This window comes from Amycolatopsis sp. NBC_01307 (assembly GCF_035975215.1).
Lineage (GTDB): Bacteria > Actinomycetota > Actinomycetes > Mycobacteriales > Pseudonocardiaceae > Amycolatopsis.
In genome coordinates this window covers 1,745,153-1,759,829 of sequence record NZ_CP108403.1, presented here as the reverse complement: position 1 = coordinate 1,759,829, position 14,677 = coordinate 1,745,153, and the positions used below count along the sequence as shown (strand labels likewise).

Here is a 14,677-nt window from a genome sequence, read left to right as displayed (position 1 = left end):
GACGGCTCGGTAGCGTTTGATGCCGCACTCCACAGCGCGGCGTTCTGCGCGGGGTTGCCGCGGGCGCAGCCGATGGGGTTCTACAGCCCGCGGTCGCTGGTCGCCGACGCCCGCCGCCACGGCGTCCTGATGCGGGAACCCGACCTCAACGCAGGTCTCGCCCACACCACCCTCGGACCGAACCGGACAGCACCGGCGGTGTCGCGATCCGCCTCGGTCTCGCCGGCGTCCGAACCGTCGGCGAGACCGTCGCCGACACGATCGTCGCCGAGCGCCAGGCGCACGGGCCGTACACGAGCATCGACGACCTCACCCGTCGAATCCAGCTGACGAAGACCGCCGTCGAAGCCCTCGCCACCGCGGGCGCGTTCAGCCGGTTCAGCGGGGACCGGCGCCCGGACCTCCAGGCCGCCGGCGTGGCCGCCACACGACCCGCCCCGGGCATCTGCCCGGGCTCGTGCCCGACCTCGACGCCCCCCGCACTGCCTGGCATGACCCGGTTCGAGGTCACCGCGGCTGGCCGAATCTGGCAGTGTCGACCACGTATTCGAACTCGTCTCGGTCGGTGTTGCGAGCGAGAAGTGTCAGTCCAGGCGCTGGCGTACTCGTCAGCCGCCACCCAGTGCAGGTTGTGCAACGATGTCTCGTCTTCGCCCTCGGCGATGTAGACACGGTCGGCATGCCGCCAGATCAGGATGTGCCAGCACTGGTCAAGATCGCAGTACGGATGGCTGACGTCGCCCAGGGGGACATCGGCCAGGTCCACGTCCGCAGATCGCGGCAGACGTCGTCCCACCACGGGAAGCCGGCGATCGGCTGACCCTGGCCGTCCGTGAACCGCAGCGCCGTGCTGCTACCGCGCGCGAAAAACTCGATTTCGAAGCCGGCAGCCCGGGTGAAGAGGCCGCGGTTGCGCTCGGCAACCAGCTCCTGATCGCTCAACTCGTGCACGAATCCTCCAGCTCACTCCAGCCGCATCCTCACGTGTCGGAGTCACCAACCGCAACCATGACCACTCCCAGCGAGCGACTGATCAGCGGCAGAAGCGGATGTTCGATGCGGGTCCAACCTCAGTTTCACGGCCGACCGGCTCGTGGGCGGTCGTTGGTCCCGCGGATCGGGGCGGCCTGACGGGAAGCGCCGAGAGGTTGACACCGGAAAGTGTGAGTGGATTATTACTCACATGGCAGCGACGGGACGGGTGCTCAGCACCGCGGAGGAACGCAGGGAAGTGGTGCTCAGCACCGCGGTCAGCAGCTTCGCGGCCCGTGGCTACTACGGCACCAACACCACCGAGGTGGCGAAGCGGGCGGGCATCTCGCAGGCCTATGTCTACCGCCTGTTCCCCAACAAGGAGGCGTTGTTCGTCGCGGTCGTCGAGCATACTTTCGACCTCGTGCGGGACAGCTTCGCCAGGGGGGCGGCCAAGGCGCGCGGCAGCGAGCCGCACGAGGTGCTGATGGCGATGGGCGACGAGTACGCCCGGCTCATCGCCGATCCAGACCTGCTGCTGGTCCAGGTGCACGCCCAGGCGGCAGCGGCGTCCGAGCCCGCGGTGCGCGAGGTGGTGCGGCGCAGCTACGCCAGGACCGTCGAGTACGTGCGCAGCGTTTCCGGCGCGGATGCCGGCGCGGTCCAGGACTTCATGGCCAGGGGGGCGTTGTGTCACCTGGTGGTGGCGATCGGCGCCACCGAGGTCGACGCGCCGTGGGCGAACACGCTCTCGGCGGGCCTGCGCCACTACTGAGCTCCGTCGCCAATCGAGTTTCGCCGCGAGAACGGCCGCGTCGTGCGGCCTTTCTTTCACGCCAAGTGTGAGTGGTTAATCACTCAGTTAGAGGAGAAGTCATGACCCCGAAACTGCACGTCGTCCTCGGCACCGGACCCGTCGGCCTGACCCTCGCCGAGCGGCTCGTCGCCCAGGGCAACCGGGTGCGCACGGTGAACCGGTCCGGCGGAGGGGAACAGATCGCCGGTTCGGTGCGGGTCGCCGCCGACGTGACCGACCGGGTCAAGCTCGCCGAGATCGTCGAGGGCGCCGACGTCGTCTACAACTGCACGCACGTGCCGTACCAGCTGCAACCGCAGGTGCTGCCGGTGATCCAGGACGCGCTGCTCGACGTCGTCGGCCGCAGCGGCGCGAAGCTGGTCACCGTCGAGACGCTCAACCAGTACGGCCCGACCGGCGGGGTGCCGATGACCGAGCGAACGCCGCTCGCCGCGCCAGGCCCCAAGGGCAAGACGCGCGCCGCGATCACCGAACGGTACCTGGCCGCACACGAGCGTGGGGACGTCCGCGTCGCGCTCGGCATGGCGGCCGACTTCTTCGGCCCACGCGTTCTGCTGTCCTCGCTAGGCGTGTCGGTGTTCCCGGCCGCGCTGGCCGGCGCGACCAGGCTCGGGCTGGGCGACATCGACCTGCCGAAGAGCTACACCTACGTGCCTGACCTCGCCGCCGGGCTCGCCGTGCTCGGCTCCGACGATCGCGCACTCGGCAGGCTGTGGCACCTGCCCGTCGACGGCCCGTACACGACCCGGCAGATCCACGACATCATCGGCGACCTGACCGGCGAGCCGACGCAGATCACGGTGCAGCGCGAGGCGGAGCCGTTCGGCCCGTACGACGAGGAGTTCATGGCCGAGTACCGCGAACTCTTCTACTGGCACACCGAGCCGTTCGTCATGGACGACTCGCTCTACACCAGCACTTTCGGTGCCCGCGCCACCCCGATGCGCGACGCGCTCGCCACAACCCTCGACTGGTTCGCCCACTCCGTCCAGAAAGGACAGTGACCGTGCAGACCCTGTACACCACCGAAGTGACCTCCAGCGGTGACGGCCGCAACGGCAAGGTCCGCTCCAGCGACGGCCTGCTGGACACCGCACTCGCGCTCCCCAAGGAAGCGGGCGGCTCCGGCACGGCGACCAACCCCGAGCAGTTGTTCGGCGCGGGCTACTCGGCCTGCTTCCACAGCGCGTTGCGGCTGGTCGCCAGGGAACGCAAGATCAAGCTGTCCGGCGACACGATCCTCGCGCGGGTGAGCCTCGCCCAGGACGAGGCCGGGTTCCTGCTCGACGTCGAGCTGACCGCCTCACTCCCCGGGCTGTCGCAGGCGGACGCCGAGTCGCTGGCCAGGGACGCCCACGGGCGCTGCCCGTACTCACGGGCGATCCGCGGCAACATCGACGTCATGCTGCGCGTCGCTGTCTGACCGGCAGGCTCCGGCATAGCGCCCAACACACAGTGCGGCGACCGTCGCGTCGACGGTCGCCGCACTGGCATCTGTCAGAACCCGGCGCTTCCGGTCGGCTGCACGATGTCTGGCTCCCCTGTCCCGTCGGTCATCGTGGCAGGAGACGTCCGCCGGCCGACTCTGGCGCCGAACGTCCGCTCATCGGCAGAAGAGTGCGTTCCGTGGTGTCGGGCAACCGTCTTGCGGCCGGGCGCCGGTGCACCGAACGGGTATGGGCGGTGGCGGGTTGCAAGGGCGTCGGTCGGCACATCGCGCACCGGCTGGTGCATGACGGCGAGACGCGGCAGAGCGATCACGGCGATGGATTCGTCGCCGGGCCGCTACTCCCGCTGCAACCCTCACCGACGCCCGGTGTCGGGTCACGATCAGGGCCCTCACCGGTTCCGCCATCCGATTTGCGGAGGACGTTTCCAGCGAGCTCCAAGTCACGGAGCGAGGTGGGTGATCAGTTGCCGTCTTCGTCGCCGCGGTGGCTGGTGCACCGGGCTGAGATGTCTCGGAGGTAGAACCTTGCCGCCGGCGATGCGGAGCCCGGCGTCGTCGAAGGCGGTGATCCAGTTGCCGGCGATTGCCTTCTGCGCTGTGGCCGGCGGGATCAGGCCGGAGCAGGCGGCACTGTGGAGGTTTTCTCGATCGCGTCTTTCGGGTTCGGGATCTGGCCCGGCTCGACCGCGGCAGTCGCGGGTGTTCTCGTTTCATGACAACCTTTCTGTATCACGCAGGGCGAGCCAGGTGCACAGTCCGGCCAGGGCCAGTTCCGGGACCGCGCAGACGAGCGCCTGGGTGAATTCGGCGCCGGGCCGGGCGGTGAGGACGTCGAACCAGGCGTCCATCCCCATGAGCGCCGCGACCGCCGAGGCCGACAGGCGGGCGCGGGCATCGCCCCGGTGATACCACCGCGCCGTCGTCGCGCAGCCGAGCGCCATGGCCAGGTCGAGTCCGATCCACACGGCAGGCCAGTGCCGCACCTGGGTCGTCTCGGGCAGGGTCCGGCCCAGCACGAACACCCACGGCACCATCCCCGCCGCCACCGCGCCCAGCACGCCAGGCACCCACCTGGGCCGGGCACCCGGCGGCCGCGGCGACCTGTGAACACATCTGGCTGATCAGCGCCGGCCTGGCTACCTGACTGTCTGGTGTTTTCCCGGCGCCCGGGCCTGCATCGTGGGTGAGTATCCCTTGATGCAGCCGAGGAGACGTCATCGTTCACTCGCCCGCAGTTCTCGAACCGCGTACGACAACACCGATGGCGGAGCCGCCCACCCGGCCACCGCGGCGCCGGCTGAGAGCGCTGGCGGCAGGCGCAGGAATCCTGACCATCCTGTGTGCGCTCGCACTGCCGCTGGCGCCAGTCGCGGTCGACGATCCTTCGGTTTCCTGGCCGGTGGATCCCACCGCGCCGCAGTCCACTCTGCTCGCGCTCGAAGCCGGCAAGCCGCTCGGGCTGACGGCCGGTTTCTCCTGCGCCACCGTGGACGCAGCGGCCGCCGCCGACGCCGATCGGGCGTCGCACATCCTGCTCGCCACCACCGATCCCGACCAGCCCACGGCCGCCGAGGGGCTGCGGGTGACCGCCGAAAATGGCTCTCTCACGGCGTTCCTCGGCCCGGCCGTCGTCTTCCGCGAACCGATCACGGCGCAACCCTGCCAGTACCGGATCCGCACCGAGGACCAGAAGCTGTTCTACACCAAGGACGGGCGGACGCTGGGCACGTCGGCGCTGCCGGACGTGGACGCGTTGATCACGGCGATCACCACGCTGCCCGGCCGGGACCTCGACGTCACCGTGCGGGTCGACGACCGGTTCGCCTCCGCGCCGACGCCGGTGAAGCTCGTGCTCCTGGCGGCCGTGGTGGCCGGGCTGCTGGTGTGCGCGGGCTGCCTGATCGTGCTGTACCGGCGGCCCGGCCGGCGGAAGCGCTTCCGCCCCCGCGCCGCGGACGTCGTCGTCGGCGTCACGCTGCTCGCGTGGCTGTTCCTCGCGCCGCGGACGAGCGACGACGGCTGGATGTACGCGATGGCGCTCAACCGGGAACACGCGGGTTATTTCGGCAATTACTACATGTACCACAACAATTCCTACGTCCCGTTCACGTGGCTGTTGCAGCTCTACGCGTGGTGGTCCGAACTCGGCACGGCTCCCGTGCTCCAGCGGGTGCCGTCGCTGTTCTTCGCGATCATCACGTGGCTGGGGGTCCGCGGCGCAGTCGGCCCGGTCGCCGTGGGGAAGCGCCTGCTGGTCCCGGCGCTGCTGTTCCTCACCTGGTGGCTGCCGTTCGGCCTCGGCACCCGCCAGGAGGCTTCGGTCTCGGCCTGCCTGACGATCACCGTCTGCGCCATGCTGCTCGCCCGCCGCCGGCAACGGGTCGGGTACCTCGGCCTCGCCGTCGGCGCGGCGTCCCTCGGGCTCATCGCGCACACCGCCGGCGTCCTCGTGCTGCTCCCCCTGGCGCTCGGGGCGAAATCGGCGGCGCAGCTGATCCGCAGGACCGCGCGTTCGACGACGGACGCGGTCGCCGCGGTGCTGTGCGTGGTGTCGTGCGCGGCGATCGCCGCCGTCGCGGGGTTCGCCGACGGCTCGCTGAACGACTTCCTGCGCGGCAGCTCGTCCTTCGGCGGCGGCCTCGACACCGGTCCCCCGGACCCGCTCGGCGACGAGCTGGACCGGTACCGGCTGCTGCTGGGCGACCAGTCCACCGGCAACTTCGCGCTGCGCGCACCGGCGCTGCTGCTCCTGCTGATCGTGCCGTTCTTCGTGCTGCTGTGCGTCCGCGCCCGGCAGCGCCGACGGCCGTTGCCCCGGCCGCTGTGGCTGACCGGCTGGACCTGCACGCTGGGGCTCGTGCTGCTGGTGTGCACCCCGTCGAAGTGGCCGTGGCACTTCGGGGCGTTCGCCGGCGTCGCGACGATCTTCCTCAGCCATCTGGCCCTGTCGGCGCCGGACTTGGCCCGGCGCTACCTCGGCACCCGCCGCCTGACCTTCGTGGTCGGCTCCCTGCTCCTGGCCGGGTCGGGCGGCTGGATCTGGCTGGCCGCCCAGGGCCGCAACACGTGGGCCGACGACGTGCTACCCGGCGTCCCCCTGGCCGGCGAGCCGCTGCCGAGTGCAGTGGCGCCGGCCGTGGTGCTCGCCGGAGCCCTCGTCGTCACGCTCGTCCCGCGCCGGGACGCCTTCACCGCGATCCACCTCGCCCGGGCGATCGCCGTCTGCTTCCTGGTGGGAGAGCTGGCTTTCCTCGTCGGCGGGTTCGCGCTCGCCACGGTGCGGACCCGGGATTCGTGGTCGCCGTGGGCGGACGCCGTCGCGGACCCGCTCGCCCGCCGCTGCGGGGAGGCGCGGGTGCTGCGAGCCGCCGACCCGGGCTCCGCGCGTCCGGTCGCGGTGCTGGCGGGCGCGCCGGCCACCGACGGCTTCGACCGCGACGTCCGGGCGCCGGGCAGCCCGCCCGAGCCGGGCCCCGCGACGGCCGAGGTCTACGGCAGCCTGACCGCCGGACCGGCCACCATGACCACGCCGTGGTTGCGGCTGCCCGCCGACCTGTCGGCGGACAAGCAGCTCATGACGACCGTGAGCGGCGTGACCGGTGCGGGCAACACCCTCACCGCCGAGTTCGCGGCCGCGTCCGACGGCGGGTACCGCGTGGTCGCCCGCTCGGACTTCGCCGCGCCGGAGGACAGCCTGTCCTGGCGGGACGTGGCGATCAGCGACGGCACGGCCCTCCCCGCGGGCACCACGGCCTTCCGGCTGACCGCGAAGGTGACGCAGGACTGGCTGTCGTTCGCGATGCCCACGGTGCGCGACGTCGTCCCGGTCGGCGACTTCCTGCCGCGCGACGGGCACACGCTCGTCGACTGGCAGCTGAACTGGCTCTACCCCTGCCAGGGCCAGCCGGTCATCGCGAACGGCATCGTGGCGCCGGTCTCCTACGCCATCGGGTTCGGGTTCGGTCCGGACGGCAGCGAGCACAGCGCCACCGCGGGCGGTTCGTGGAGCCCGGAAGTCGGCGGGATCCTCGGCGCGCAGAACCGCGTCTCGACGATCACCAGGCTGTACACCCGGCTCGACACCGAACCGGCCACTCCGATGCGGACGGTGTACCGCCTCGACCGCCCGTACGCCGACGCCGCCTACCGGCTGAGCCGCGAAAGCCACACGGTGACGGGCTGGCGGACCCTTCCAGCGTAACGGGACGCCGCTCCGCGCCGAGCTTGTTCGCCACGATCACCCCGACGAACCGATCACACTGCTGTTCACGGACGTCAAGATCGAAGACAGCGACCTCCACCGCTTCAACGCCGACGCCTCCACCCGGCTCGGGATCCCGATCACCCGGGGTTTGCGACGGCCGGACCCCCTCCGGTCCCGCGGCCCGAATCGGGCGAAGGGGTATCGTCGACTACGCCGTGGGCTCCCGAAGCCTGGGCCCGGCTGGCGCCCATGGCGGTCCGGGCTGCCGCGGCCGCGGCCGCCGGCGGTCACCACACCTTGCACGTCGCGGCTCCCGGCACCCCGGTCCTCCTGCTGCCGCGGTCGATCCGGACGTTGATGGCCGACCTCACCGATACCGAGGCGCTCGAGGTCAGCACGTGGCACTTCCCGGTCGGCGAACCCTGGCCCGACAACGCAGCGCCCACCCGGCGTTTCCCTGCTCCCCGACGACACGATCGCCGCGATAGCCGGATCCCTGAGTCGGCCGGGGTTGCTGACGCTGGCCCACCGCGGTGTCCTGACCGTCGAGGACCTTCCCGAGTTTTCTGCCCGCTCCGTCGAGGTGCTGCGTCCGGCGCTGGAGAACGGCACGATCGGCATCACCGCCTCGGCAGGTGCCGAATCGGGCCCGGCCGGAGCACGCGTCGTGTTCACCGCCCGGGACTGCCTGTGCGGCAGCGTCCGGACCGAGGTCTGCCGCTGCACCCCGGCGCAGCGTGCGCGCTACCTCGCTCGGACACCGCTGTGGTTGCTAGACCGCGTCGACCTGTTCGTCCGGCAGGTCACCGCCCCCGAGCCCGGATCCGTCGCTGCCGTCACTGGAGTCGTTGCGCAACAGCGTCGCCCGAGCCCGGGAACGCGCACGCTACAGGCGGGGGTGCCGCATCGCGATGCGCGCCTACCAGCGCGGCGACGGCACCAGCGCGCGGATCGCACTCGAGAACACCGACCCCGAACAGCCCCTGACACGACTGCTCACGAGCATGCTCGGCCACGCTGTCCCGCCGTCGACGGTCCGCGACCTGGTCCAGAAGACCAGCGCCGAGGCTCGCCGCGCGCTGCTCGGCGAGCCTCCGGCCGACCATGCCTGACGCTCGCTTCCCCACACCGGTCGCGCTGACTGCCGGAAGGCTCGGCGTGGTGTCGCGCGGCGAGCCAGCCCGTACCTGCTCGGAGACGTCCTGGGTGACGGCGGAGGGCATCCCCGGCGGTGGGCACGCCCGGCTTGACGGGTCGTGGATCGCCCGAACGTCAGCACACCCCGGCCAGGCGGTGCGTCCCTGAAGCACGGCCCGATACCCGGGGTGAACCAGCCCCGTCACCCATCGCACGCCTGTCCCGGTCACCTGCAGACCGGTTCACGGCCAGGCGGATGAGACCGGCCGGGGACGTCACCTGATGGCGCCCCCGGCCTGCTATGTCGTGTCAAGCCGCCGCGAGGTTGGTCGACGCCTCACCTTCTTGACGGGCCTGGTCAGCGCGGCAGGCCGGCCCACGCGTAGGCGTCGTCATACAGCGCGGTGAGGTCGGTGGGCCGGTCGACGCCGTGGCGATCGGCCGGGACCGTGTACCCGCGCTCAGTCATCCACAGGCTCAACATGCGATAGGACGGCCGCGTGCCCTGAAGGTCGCCCGGATTCAGCGTCAGGGCAATGCCGGGGACAGCGGAGGTCATCGTGTCGTGGTCGAAGATCGCGACCGACGCGGCCAGCCGCCAGCCACCGGCTCCCCTTTCGGCGCGGTGCAGCATCCGCAGGTACGCGACGAGGTCGGTCTCGACGCCGCGGAAGGTGCCGCGCATCTCGATCGTCACCGGCACCTCGGCGATCGCGCGGGCGCCGTTGATGTCGACGACGGGCAGTCCGAGGCGATGGGTGGACGGGGTGTGGTCGAACACTCTCTTGGACACCTCGATGTACTCCACCGCAGTGCCGTCGAACCAGCTTGTCCGGATGGTCGCCTCCGGCGTGTAGCACCGCTCGAGGCGGGACCACCAGCCCCGGTCACGCGCCTGCCGCTCGTGGGCGATCAGGTCCAGCACGCTCATCACGTCTGCTTCATTGTCGGACATGGGTAGCTGCACACCTTCCTCTGCTCGGAACGAAGTCGTACCGCCTCATCCATGAGTTAGTATATACGAACACGTATACAGGAGGATTCATGACACGATATGTCATCGAAGGTGCCCGGGTGTTCGACGGCGAGCAGCCGATCGGCGTGCGCACCGTGGAAGTCGAGGGAACACGGATCGTCGCGGTCGGCGCGGCGGCCCCCGCGACGGCCGAGCGGGTCGACGGCAACGGCGCCACCCTGCTCCCCGGCCTGATCGACGCCCACACCCACGCCGACGTGGAGACACTCGGCCAAGCCCTCCGATTCGGCGTGACCACCGAGTTCGACCTGTTTTCCTTCCCGCACACGATGCACCCGGTTCGTCGCGCCGCCGCCGAACGAACCGACATCGCAGACGTCCGCTCGTCCTCAGTGGGACTGACCGCACCCGGCGGGCACCCCACCCAGCTCCACGGCGGCCTGAACGATCCGGAGCTGCCGACGGTCACCCGGCCCGAAGACGCCGCGCGTTTCGTCGACGAGCGGATCGCCGAAGGCGCCGACTACATCAAGGTGCTCATCGAGAGCGGCAAAACCCTCGGCAAGACCGTCCCTGTCGTCGAGGAGCGCATCGTCAAGGCGGCAGTGGCCGCCGCGCATGACCGCGACCGCATGGTGATCGCCCACGCTCTGACCCTCGATGCGACCTGGCAGGCGCTGGCCGCCGGGGTCGACGGATTCGCGCACCTGTTCATCGACGGCCCGGCCACGCCCGAGCTGATCGAGGCGTTCCGTGCGGGAGGCGCGTTCCTGACGCCGACACTGAACCTGCTGGCCTCACTCACCGGCCGGCACCTCGGCGCCGTCCTGGCGGGCGACAGCCGGGTCACCGGTCGCCTGCCGCAGCCCTGGACGGACAACCTCAGCCGTGAATTCAACACGCTCCCGGCCGGCAATTTCGACGACGCACTGGCCGCGGTGAAGGCGATGCACGAGGCGGGTGTACCGATCCTGGCCGGGTCGGATGCCAACCACCACTTCGGCGCCCTGGGCATGGCACACGGGGCGAGCTTGCACGGCGAACTGCAGCTGCTCGTGCGGGCCGGGCTCACTCCGACCGAGGCGCTGCGGGCCGCCACCAGCGTGCCCGCGACCACATTCGGCCTGCACGACCGCGGCCGGATCACCCCGGGCGCGCGCGCCGATCTGCTGCTGGTCGACGGCGATCCCACCAGCAGGATCAGCGACACCCTGTCGATCAGGGACGTGTGGCGCAGCGGCACCCGGGCAGTTCAATGAGATCCCCGGTGCCCGGCCTGCTCACGTCGGGAGTGCGGCCTCAGCGATCGACTGCAACGAGATCTGCAATGCCCGGCGGCTCCGATCGGGCAAACCGTCGAGCAGCTGGGTCATCACCTGCTCGACGATCGTGTCGCAGCGCCGCACGAGCTCCTCGCCCTCAGCAGTGAGGCGGTGCAGGATCGCCTTGCCGACGCCCGGCCGGCGTTCGAGCAACCCGCGCTGTTCCAGACGGGCCACCACCGCGCCCGCGGACTGATCGGACTGGCCGATGAACAGGGCCAGCGCATGGGTCGAGGAATCCGGCTCGGCCGCGACGGCGTACAGCATGCCCCACTGCGGCAACGTCACCCCGACCTCGGCGAGCGCGGTTTCGCAGGCCATCTGCTTGCGCAGCTGCGCTCGCCGCAGCTGCATCGCGATATCGACACCGCTGGGCACGTCCTGATCAGCCAGCATCCTGACACGATATAACAACACATGTACTCGGGCCTGGAGAAGCTCGTCCGATCCCTCAGGCGGCGCTCCCAAGCCCGCTTGCCGGATCGACCGTCTCGGCCAGGAGATCACCGTCCCCGATGGTCCGGGGCCTGCGGACCTGGCCGGCCACAACCCAGCGTGAGAACTCTTCGAACCGCACACCTCTCACGAGACCCTCAGCCCGGCGATCTGTTGCACTCGGGTTCAAGATCCATCGGAATGTCGCCGTGGGGCGTCCGGCTCCGCTGATCGGCAGGTCGACTCACAACGCGTGCACGGACACGTTCCCGAACGAGGTCTTCCCCGTCGCCGTCGAACTCTGCAGGCCTACGAAGCTCTCCGTCGGGACCAGCGTCGGGTCCACCACCGACAGTACTTCCCGGCCGCCGTCGTAGAGGGTCAGCTTCGAGCCTTGGACTGCGAAGCGCAGTACGTGCGTCTCTTCCGGCTTGATGTCCGCCGCCGCGCCGGTACCCGCCAGCTTCGTGTCGACCCCGGCGTCCACGACGCCGATCGCGTACTTCTGGCCCCAGGACGCGATGCCCGCGTAGTAGTAGCTGTCGCGGGTGGTGAACCTCGTCATCAGGACCGCGTCACGGTCGTTCAGCGCCGTGCTGTGCGCTGCACGATCTGGCGGCAGGCGGCCGAGAACGTCGCCGAGTCCCTGGCCCGCGGCGCCCGCGGCGTCGTCCAGGGCCTCAAGCAGCGCTCGTTCCAGACCAAGGAAGGCGAGAGCCGCACGGTGGTCGAGCTGGATGTCGACGAGATCGGCCCGTCGCTGCGCTACGCCACCACCACTGTCACCAAGAACGCGAAGAACGCGCCCTCAACGGTGAACCCGGACCTGATCACCAGCACACCCGCAGGCCCGGCCGACGACCCGTGGGGTCCGGCCGGCGATCAGGAACTGGTCGGCGCGGGCGCCGGGGCCGGAGCCGGCGACAAGCCGCCCTTCTGATGAACCCGTTGTCCCGCCGGCCTTCCCCGCCGGCCGGACAGCGAGCACGTCGGAACCCACGATGCGCCCGCTCGGATCGCGCACGCGACCGATGAGCAGATCAGCCGCTGGCAGCAGATCGTCACCACGCACCTGCCCGACGCCCCGGTGACCGATGAGCGGTGGGGCTGGCTCGCGCCGCTCGGTGCCCGCCCCGACGATGCCGCGCTTGCGCGACAATGGGACCAGGTCATCGGGCTGGCCGCGGCGTATCGTGAAACGTACGGAATCACCGCCGCCGACGTTGCCTCCCCGCTCGGCTACCCAATCCGCCGGCAACGACCTTCGGGCCGACGCCTGGCGTGACATCACCCGGCAATGGAGGCATTTGATGATCACACCCGATCCCGAAGACGCTGCATCGGACGTGATGCTGACCCGCGAATCACTGCGCGACGCGCAGCGAACCGAGTTGGAGGAGGAACTGGTCGACGGCCAGGGTCGTGGTTACGGCGAAAGCGCCCACCGCGGGCTCAGCTACTGAGCCACCCGCCGACGACGTCCGGCGAGGACGGCCGAGATCACGTTTCAGGGCGTTCCGGGCACGCCGAGCTTCCAGAACACGAACGCCGGCTCCTGGTTCACCTTGGCTTCCCGGCGCAGGCCGTCACGGACGGCCGGGCCGAAGCCGAGGAGGCTGGAGAGGGCACCGAAGATCGTCGCCGCGGGTGGTGCGGCGCCGGCCATCCCGCCGGCGACGGCGAAGCCGGCCGTAGCCAGGACGAAAGGCAGGTCACGCAGCAGAGTGTTGCGCCGCATGGCTTTCTCGATGACGCGGATGTTCGGCCGGAACACCTCGTCGAAGACCCGGGCGACGTCTGCGGGGAACTGCTCATCGTCCGGATCGGAGCCGATCAGGTCTTCGGTCAGGGCGAGGTGCCGCCGGAAGGCGTCGAACGCGTCGTCGTTACCCCGGATCGTGAGCAGGGCCGGCGTCGGCAACTGTTCCAGGACCGGCCGGGTGAAGGTGTCGACGAAGGACAGCAGCCTCGTCCCGGGATGCAGGCCGTTCATCGCGTCCCGGGCCAGCCGCCAGTACGCGTCGGACGTGCTCCAGAACGTCCCGTCGACCGCTTCCGCGTGCAGCAGCCCGTTCCACGTGGTCAGGGACTGCAGGGTCAGGCGCGGCTCGACGGTGAAGCGGGCTATCTCGGCAGGACCCATGCCGAACTCCGTCCACAGCTCACGGTCCAGCTCGATCTTCGCCTGCTCGGCCAGCAACGGCAGCCGGTACTCGACCCACTGCGGATAGCTGTGCACGTCGCAGCCGAGCATTTCCAGGTGGTCGCCGAGGTGGTCGGTGACCGCGCGCTCCACCGCAGTCACGGTCTCCTCGGCCGCCATGCGCAGCGGCCGGAACACGACGAGCCCGGCCCGTACCAGCGGCAGCACGTCCCACATCCGCTCGAGCTGGGTAGCCAGGTGGGCCAGCAGCCGGGTGCCGGTCCGCTTGCCGAAGGTCCGCCGGTAGAAGTGGGCGAACCGCTTGATGTGGTCCTGCACGTACAGCAGCGGGTCGTCGCAGATCACCAGGTCCGCGACCAGCACCGCGCTCTTGACCTCGGCGGACCAGTCGCGCCAGGGATCGAGGGCGATGACGGCGACCCGGCCCGGTTCCGGCCGCAGCTCCTGGCCGGGCGCGGGCAACCCCGCGTAGTAGACGCGGAGCCGCTCCAGCACCGCTTCGGCATCTTCACGCTTGCTCAGCGACAACTCGAGTTCGGGGAGCAGTTCATCGAGGACCCGGCTGTACTCGCTGTCGGCGAACATCAACGACCCGGGGCGTAGCCGGTCATGATGCGGGCAACTTCGCCCGGCGAGGGCGTGCGCGCGTACACCCCCTCACTGGCAGCGAAACGCACCTCATTCCCGGCGACGGCCGCAAGGAGGATCAGCGGGTAGGTGTGGTCGGCCGGCACCAGACTGCTGAACAGCGCACGCATGCCAGCACTCTACGGCGGGAAAACGCGTTGGCGGGCAAGTCCGGGTGACCTTACGATCCGCCGGGGTCTGCCCCCGGCCGCGCCACGCCGTGACCACCGCCCAGGCGGAGCGAATCTCCGGTTTCGAACGAGCGCGCGTCCTCGGACTGGCCTTCGATCACCCGGACCATGGTGTCGAGCACCTGCCACAGCGGGCGTCGGTGACGACCTGTTCCAGCAGGGCCCGGTGCTCGGCGCTCACCCGCTGCGCGTGCTTGAGGTCGGTGGTCTCCACCCCGAGCACGGTGATCCCTACGACGTTGCCGGTCCTGTCGCGGCGCGGGTCGTAGGTGAAGTCGAAGAAGGTCTCCCGCGTCGTCTGCCCGGTTCCGAGCACGATCCGGGCGTCGCGGGCGGTGTAGGGCGTGCCCGATCGGTAGACCTCGTCCAGCAGCGCGAGAAA

17 protein-coding genes and 2 pseudogenes are annotated in these 14,677 nt (G+C 70.3%); 11 read left to right on the top strand and 8 right to left on the bottom strand.

Features of this window, described 5'->3' with window-relative positions; all coding sequences use genetic code 11:
* Positions 1-44: 44 nt before the first annotated feature.
* Positions 45-668, top strand: a complete 624-nt coding sequence (locus tag OG439_RS07565; protein WP_326951505.1) for a helix-hairpin-helix domain-containing protein — start codon at positions 45-47, stop codon at positions 666-668.
* Positions 669-690: 22 nt separating this feature from the next.
* Here OG439_RS07565 and OG439_RS07560 read toward each other — a convergent pair whose 3' ends face one another.
* Entirely contained in the window at positions 691-951 is a 261-nt protein-coding gene (locus tag OG439_RS07560; RefSeq protein ID WP_326948638.1) for a hypothetical protein, read from the bottom strand.
* A 232-nt stretch (positions 952-1,183) separates the two neighbouring features.
* Here OG439_RS07560 and OG439_RS07555 point away from each other — a divergent pair, with 232 nt between their 5' ends.
* The 3 genes from OG439_RS07555 (at position 1,184) to OG439_RS07545 (ending at position 3,212) form a co-directional block, all read left to right on the top strand.
* A complete protein-coding gene (locus OG439_RS07555; protein ID WP_326948637.1) occupies positions 1,184-1,747 on the top strand; it encodes a TetR/AcrR family transcriptional regulator in 564 nt (187 codons plus the stop codon).
* Between the two features lie 101 nt (positions 1,748-1,848).
* Positions 1,849-2,793 (top strand): NAD-dependent epimerase/dehydratase family protein, encoded by a 945-nt coding sequence (locus OG439_RS07550; RefSeq protein ID WP_326948636.1) that lies wholly within the window; start codon positions 1,849-1,851, stop codon positions 2,791-2,793.
* Positions 2,794-2,795: 2 nt separating this feature from the next.
* Positions 2,796-3,212 (top strand): organic hydroperoxide resistance protein, encoded by a 417-nt coding sequence (locus OG439_RS07545; protein ID WP_326948635.1) that lies wholly within the window; start codon positions 2,796-2,798, stop codon positions 3,210-3,212.
* A gap of 737 nt (positions 3,213-3,949) precedes the next feature.
* Here the strand turns inward: OG439_RS07545 and OG439_RS07540 are convergent.
* The gene (locus OG439_RS07540; RefSeq protein ID WP_326948634.1) at positions 3,950-4,306 is read right to left on the bottom strand and encodes a hypothetical protein; all 357 of its coding nucleotides are present in this window, start codon (positions 4,304-4,306) and stop codon (positions 3,950-3,952) included.
* Between the two features lie 332 nt (positions 4,307-4,638).
* On the opposite strand from OG439_RS07540, the gene OG439_RS07535 reads away from it, so the two are divergent.
* The 4 genes and pseudogenes from OG439_RS07535 to OG439_RS07530 all read left to right on the top strand — a co-directional run bounded on the left by OG439_RS07535 (position 4,639) and on the right by OG439_RS07530 (position 8,555).
* Positions 4,639-7,440, top strand: a complete 2,802-nt coding sequence (locus OG439_RS07535; protein WP_326948633.1) for an arabinosyltransferase domain-containing protein — start codon at positions 4,639-4,641, stop codon at positions 7,438-7,440.
* A 252-nt stretch (positions 7,441-7,692) separates the two neighbouring features.
* A pseudogene (locus tag OG439_RS50030) lies at positions 7,693-7,902 on the top strand (ATP-binding protein); the annotation flags it as partial.
* A pseudogene (locus OG439_RS50025) lies at positions 7,817-8,230 on the top strand (ATP-binding protein); the annotation flags it as partial. The pseudogenes OG439_RS50030 and OG439_RS50025, both read left to right, overlap by 86 nt.
* A 124-nt stretch (positions 8,231-8,354) precedes the next feature.
* Positions 8,355-8,555, top strand: coding sequence for a hypothetical protein (locus OG439_RS07530; protein ID WP_326948632.1), 201 nt, complete (start codon positions 8,355-8,357; stop codon positions 8,553-8,555).
* A 383-nt stretch (positions 8,556-8,938) separates the two neighbouring features.
* On the opposite strand, the gene OG439_RS07525 is transcribed toward OG439_RS07530, so the two are convergent.
* Positions 8,939-9,511: a nuclear transport factor 2 family protein gene (locus OG439_RS07525; RefSeq protein ID WP_326948631.1), complete on the bottom strand. Its 573-nt coding sequence runs from the start codon at positions 9,509-9,511 to the stop codon at positions 8,939-8,941.
* 143 nt (positions 9,512-9,654) lie between these two features.
* On the opposite strand from OG439_RS07525, the gene OG439_RS07520 reads away from it, so the two are divergent.
* Positions 9,655-10,815, top strand: a complete 1,161-nt coding sequence (locus OG439_RS07520) for an amidohydrolase family protein (protein WP_326948630.1) — start codon at positions 9,655-9,657, stop codon at positions 10,813-10,815.
* 21 nt (positions 10,816-10,836) lie between these two features.
* Here the strand turns inward: OG439_RS07520 and OG439_RS07515 are convergent, their stop codons facing one another.
* The gene (locus OG439_RS07515; RefSeq protein WP_326948629.1) at positions 10,837-11,274 is read right to left on the bottom strand and encodes a MarR family winged helix-turn-helix transcriptional regulator; all 438 of its coding nucleotides are present in this window, start codon (positions 11,272-11,274) and stop codon (positions 10,837-10,839) included.
* A 283-nt stretch (positions 11,275-11,557) separates the two neighbouring features.
* The gene (locus OG439_RS07510; protein WP_326951825.1) at positions 11,558-11,878 is read right to left on the bottom strand and encodes a hypothetical protein; all 321 of its coding nucleotides are present in this window, start codon (positions 11,876-11,878) and stop codon (positions 11,558-11,560) included.
* Here OG439_RS07510 and OG439_RS07505 point away from each other — a divergent pair.
* Together OG439_RS07505 and OG439_RS07500 are read left to right on the top strand one after the other, a co-directional pair.
* Positions 11,819-12,253, top strand: coding sequence for a single-stranded DNA-binding protein (locus OG439_RS07505; RefSeq protein ID WP_326951504.1), 435 nt, complete (start codon positions 11,819-11,821; stop codon positions 12,251-12,253). The genes OG439_RS07510 and OG439_RS07505 overlap by 60 nt on opposite strands.
* Positions 12,254-12,623: 370 nt before the next feature.
* Positions 12,624-12,776 carry a hypothetical protein gene (locus tag OG439_RS07500; protein WP_326948628.1) on the top strand — a complete coding sequence of 51 codons (153 nt, stop codon included), beginning with the start codon at positions 12,624-12,626 and terminating at the stop codon, positions 12,774-12,776.
* Positions 12,777-12,820: 44 nt separating this feature from the next.
* Here OG439_RS07500 and OG439_RS07495 read toward each other — a convergent pair whose 3' ends face one another.
* The 3 genes from OG439_RS07495 to OG439_RS07485 all read right to left on the bottom strand — a co-directional run bounded on the left by OG439_RS07495 (position 12,821) and on the right by OG439_RS07485 (position 14,611).
* Positions 12,821-14,062 (bottom strand): hypothetical protein, encoded by a 1,242-nt coding sequence (locus tag OG439_RS07495; protein ID WP_326948627.1) that lies wholly within the window; start codon positions 14,060-14,062, stop codon positions 12,821-12,823.
* Positions 14,062-14,235 (bottom strand): hypothetical protein, encoded by a 174-nt coding sequence (locus OG439_RS07490; protein ID WP_326948626.1) that lies wholly within the window; start codon positions 14,233-14,235, stop codon positions 14,062-14,064. Before OG439_RS07490 ends, OG439_RS07495 begins: the two co-directional genes overlap by 1 nt.
* Positions 14,236-14,392: 157 nt before the next feature.
* Positions 14,393-14,611, bottom strand: coding sequence for a hypothetical protein (locus OG439_RS07485; RefSeq protein ID WP_326948625.1), 219 nt, complete (start codon positions 14,609-14,611; stop codon positions 14,393-14,395).
* Positions 14,612-14,677 lie beyond the last annotated feature (66 nt).

Coding starts and splice junctions, on each gene's coding strand:
- OG439_RS07530 (WP_326948632.1), top strand. CDS start 8,355: ATGCGCGCCTACCAGCGCGGCGACGGCACCAGCGCGCGGATCGCACTC.
- OG439_RS07555 (WP_326948637.1), top strand. CDS start 1,184: ATGGCAGCGACGGGACGGGTGCTCAGCACCGCGGAGGAACGCAGGGAA.
- OG439_RS07490 (WP_326948626.1), bottom strand. CDS start 14,235: ATGCGTGCGCTGTTCAGCAGTCTGGTGCCGGCCGACCACACCTACCCG.
- OG439_RS07525 (WP_326948631.1), bottom strand. CDS start 9,511: ATGAGCGTGCTGGACCTGATCGCCCACGAGCGGCAGGCGCGTGACCGG.
- OG439_RS07515 (WP_326948629.1), bottom strand. CDS start 11,274: ATGCTGGCTGATCAGGACGTGCCCAGCGGTGTCGATATCGCGATGCAG.
- OG439_RS07550 (WP_326948636.1), top strand. CDS start 1,849: ATGACCCCGAAACTGCACGTCGTCCTCGGCACCGGACCCGTCGGCCTG.
- OG439_RS07510 (WP_326951825.1), bottom strand. CDS start 11,878: ATGACGAGGTTCACCACCCGCGACAGCTACTACTACGCGGGCATCGCG.
- OG439_RS07500 (WP_326948628.1), top strand. CDS start 12,624: ATGATCACACCCGATCCCGAAGACGCTGCATCGGACGTGATGCTGACC.
- OG439_RS07495 (WP_326948627.1), bottom strand. CDS start 14,062: ATGTTCGCCGACAGCGAGTACAGCCGGGTCCTCGATGAACTGCTCCCC.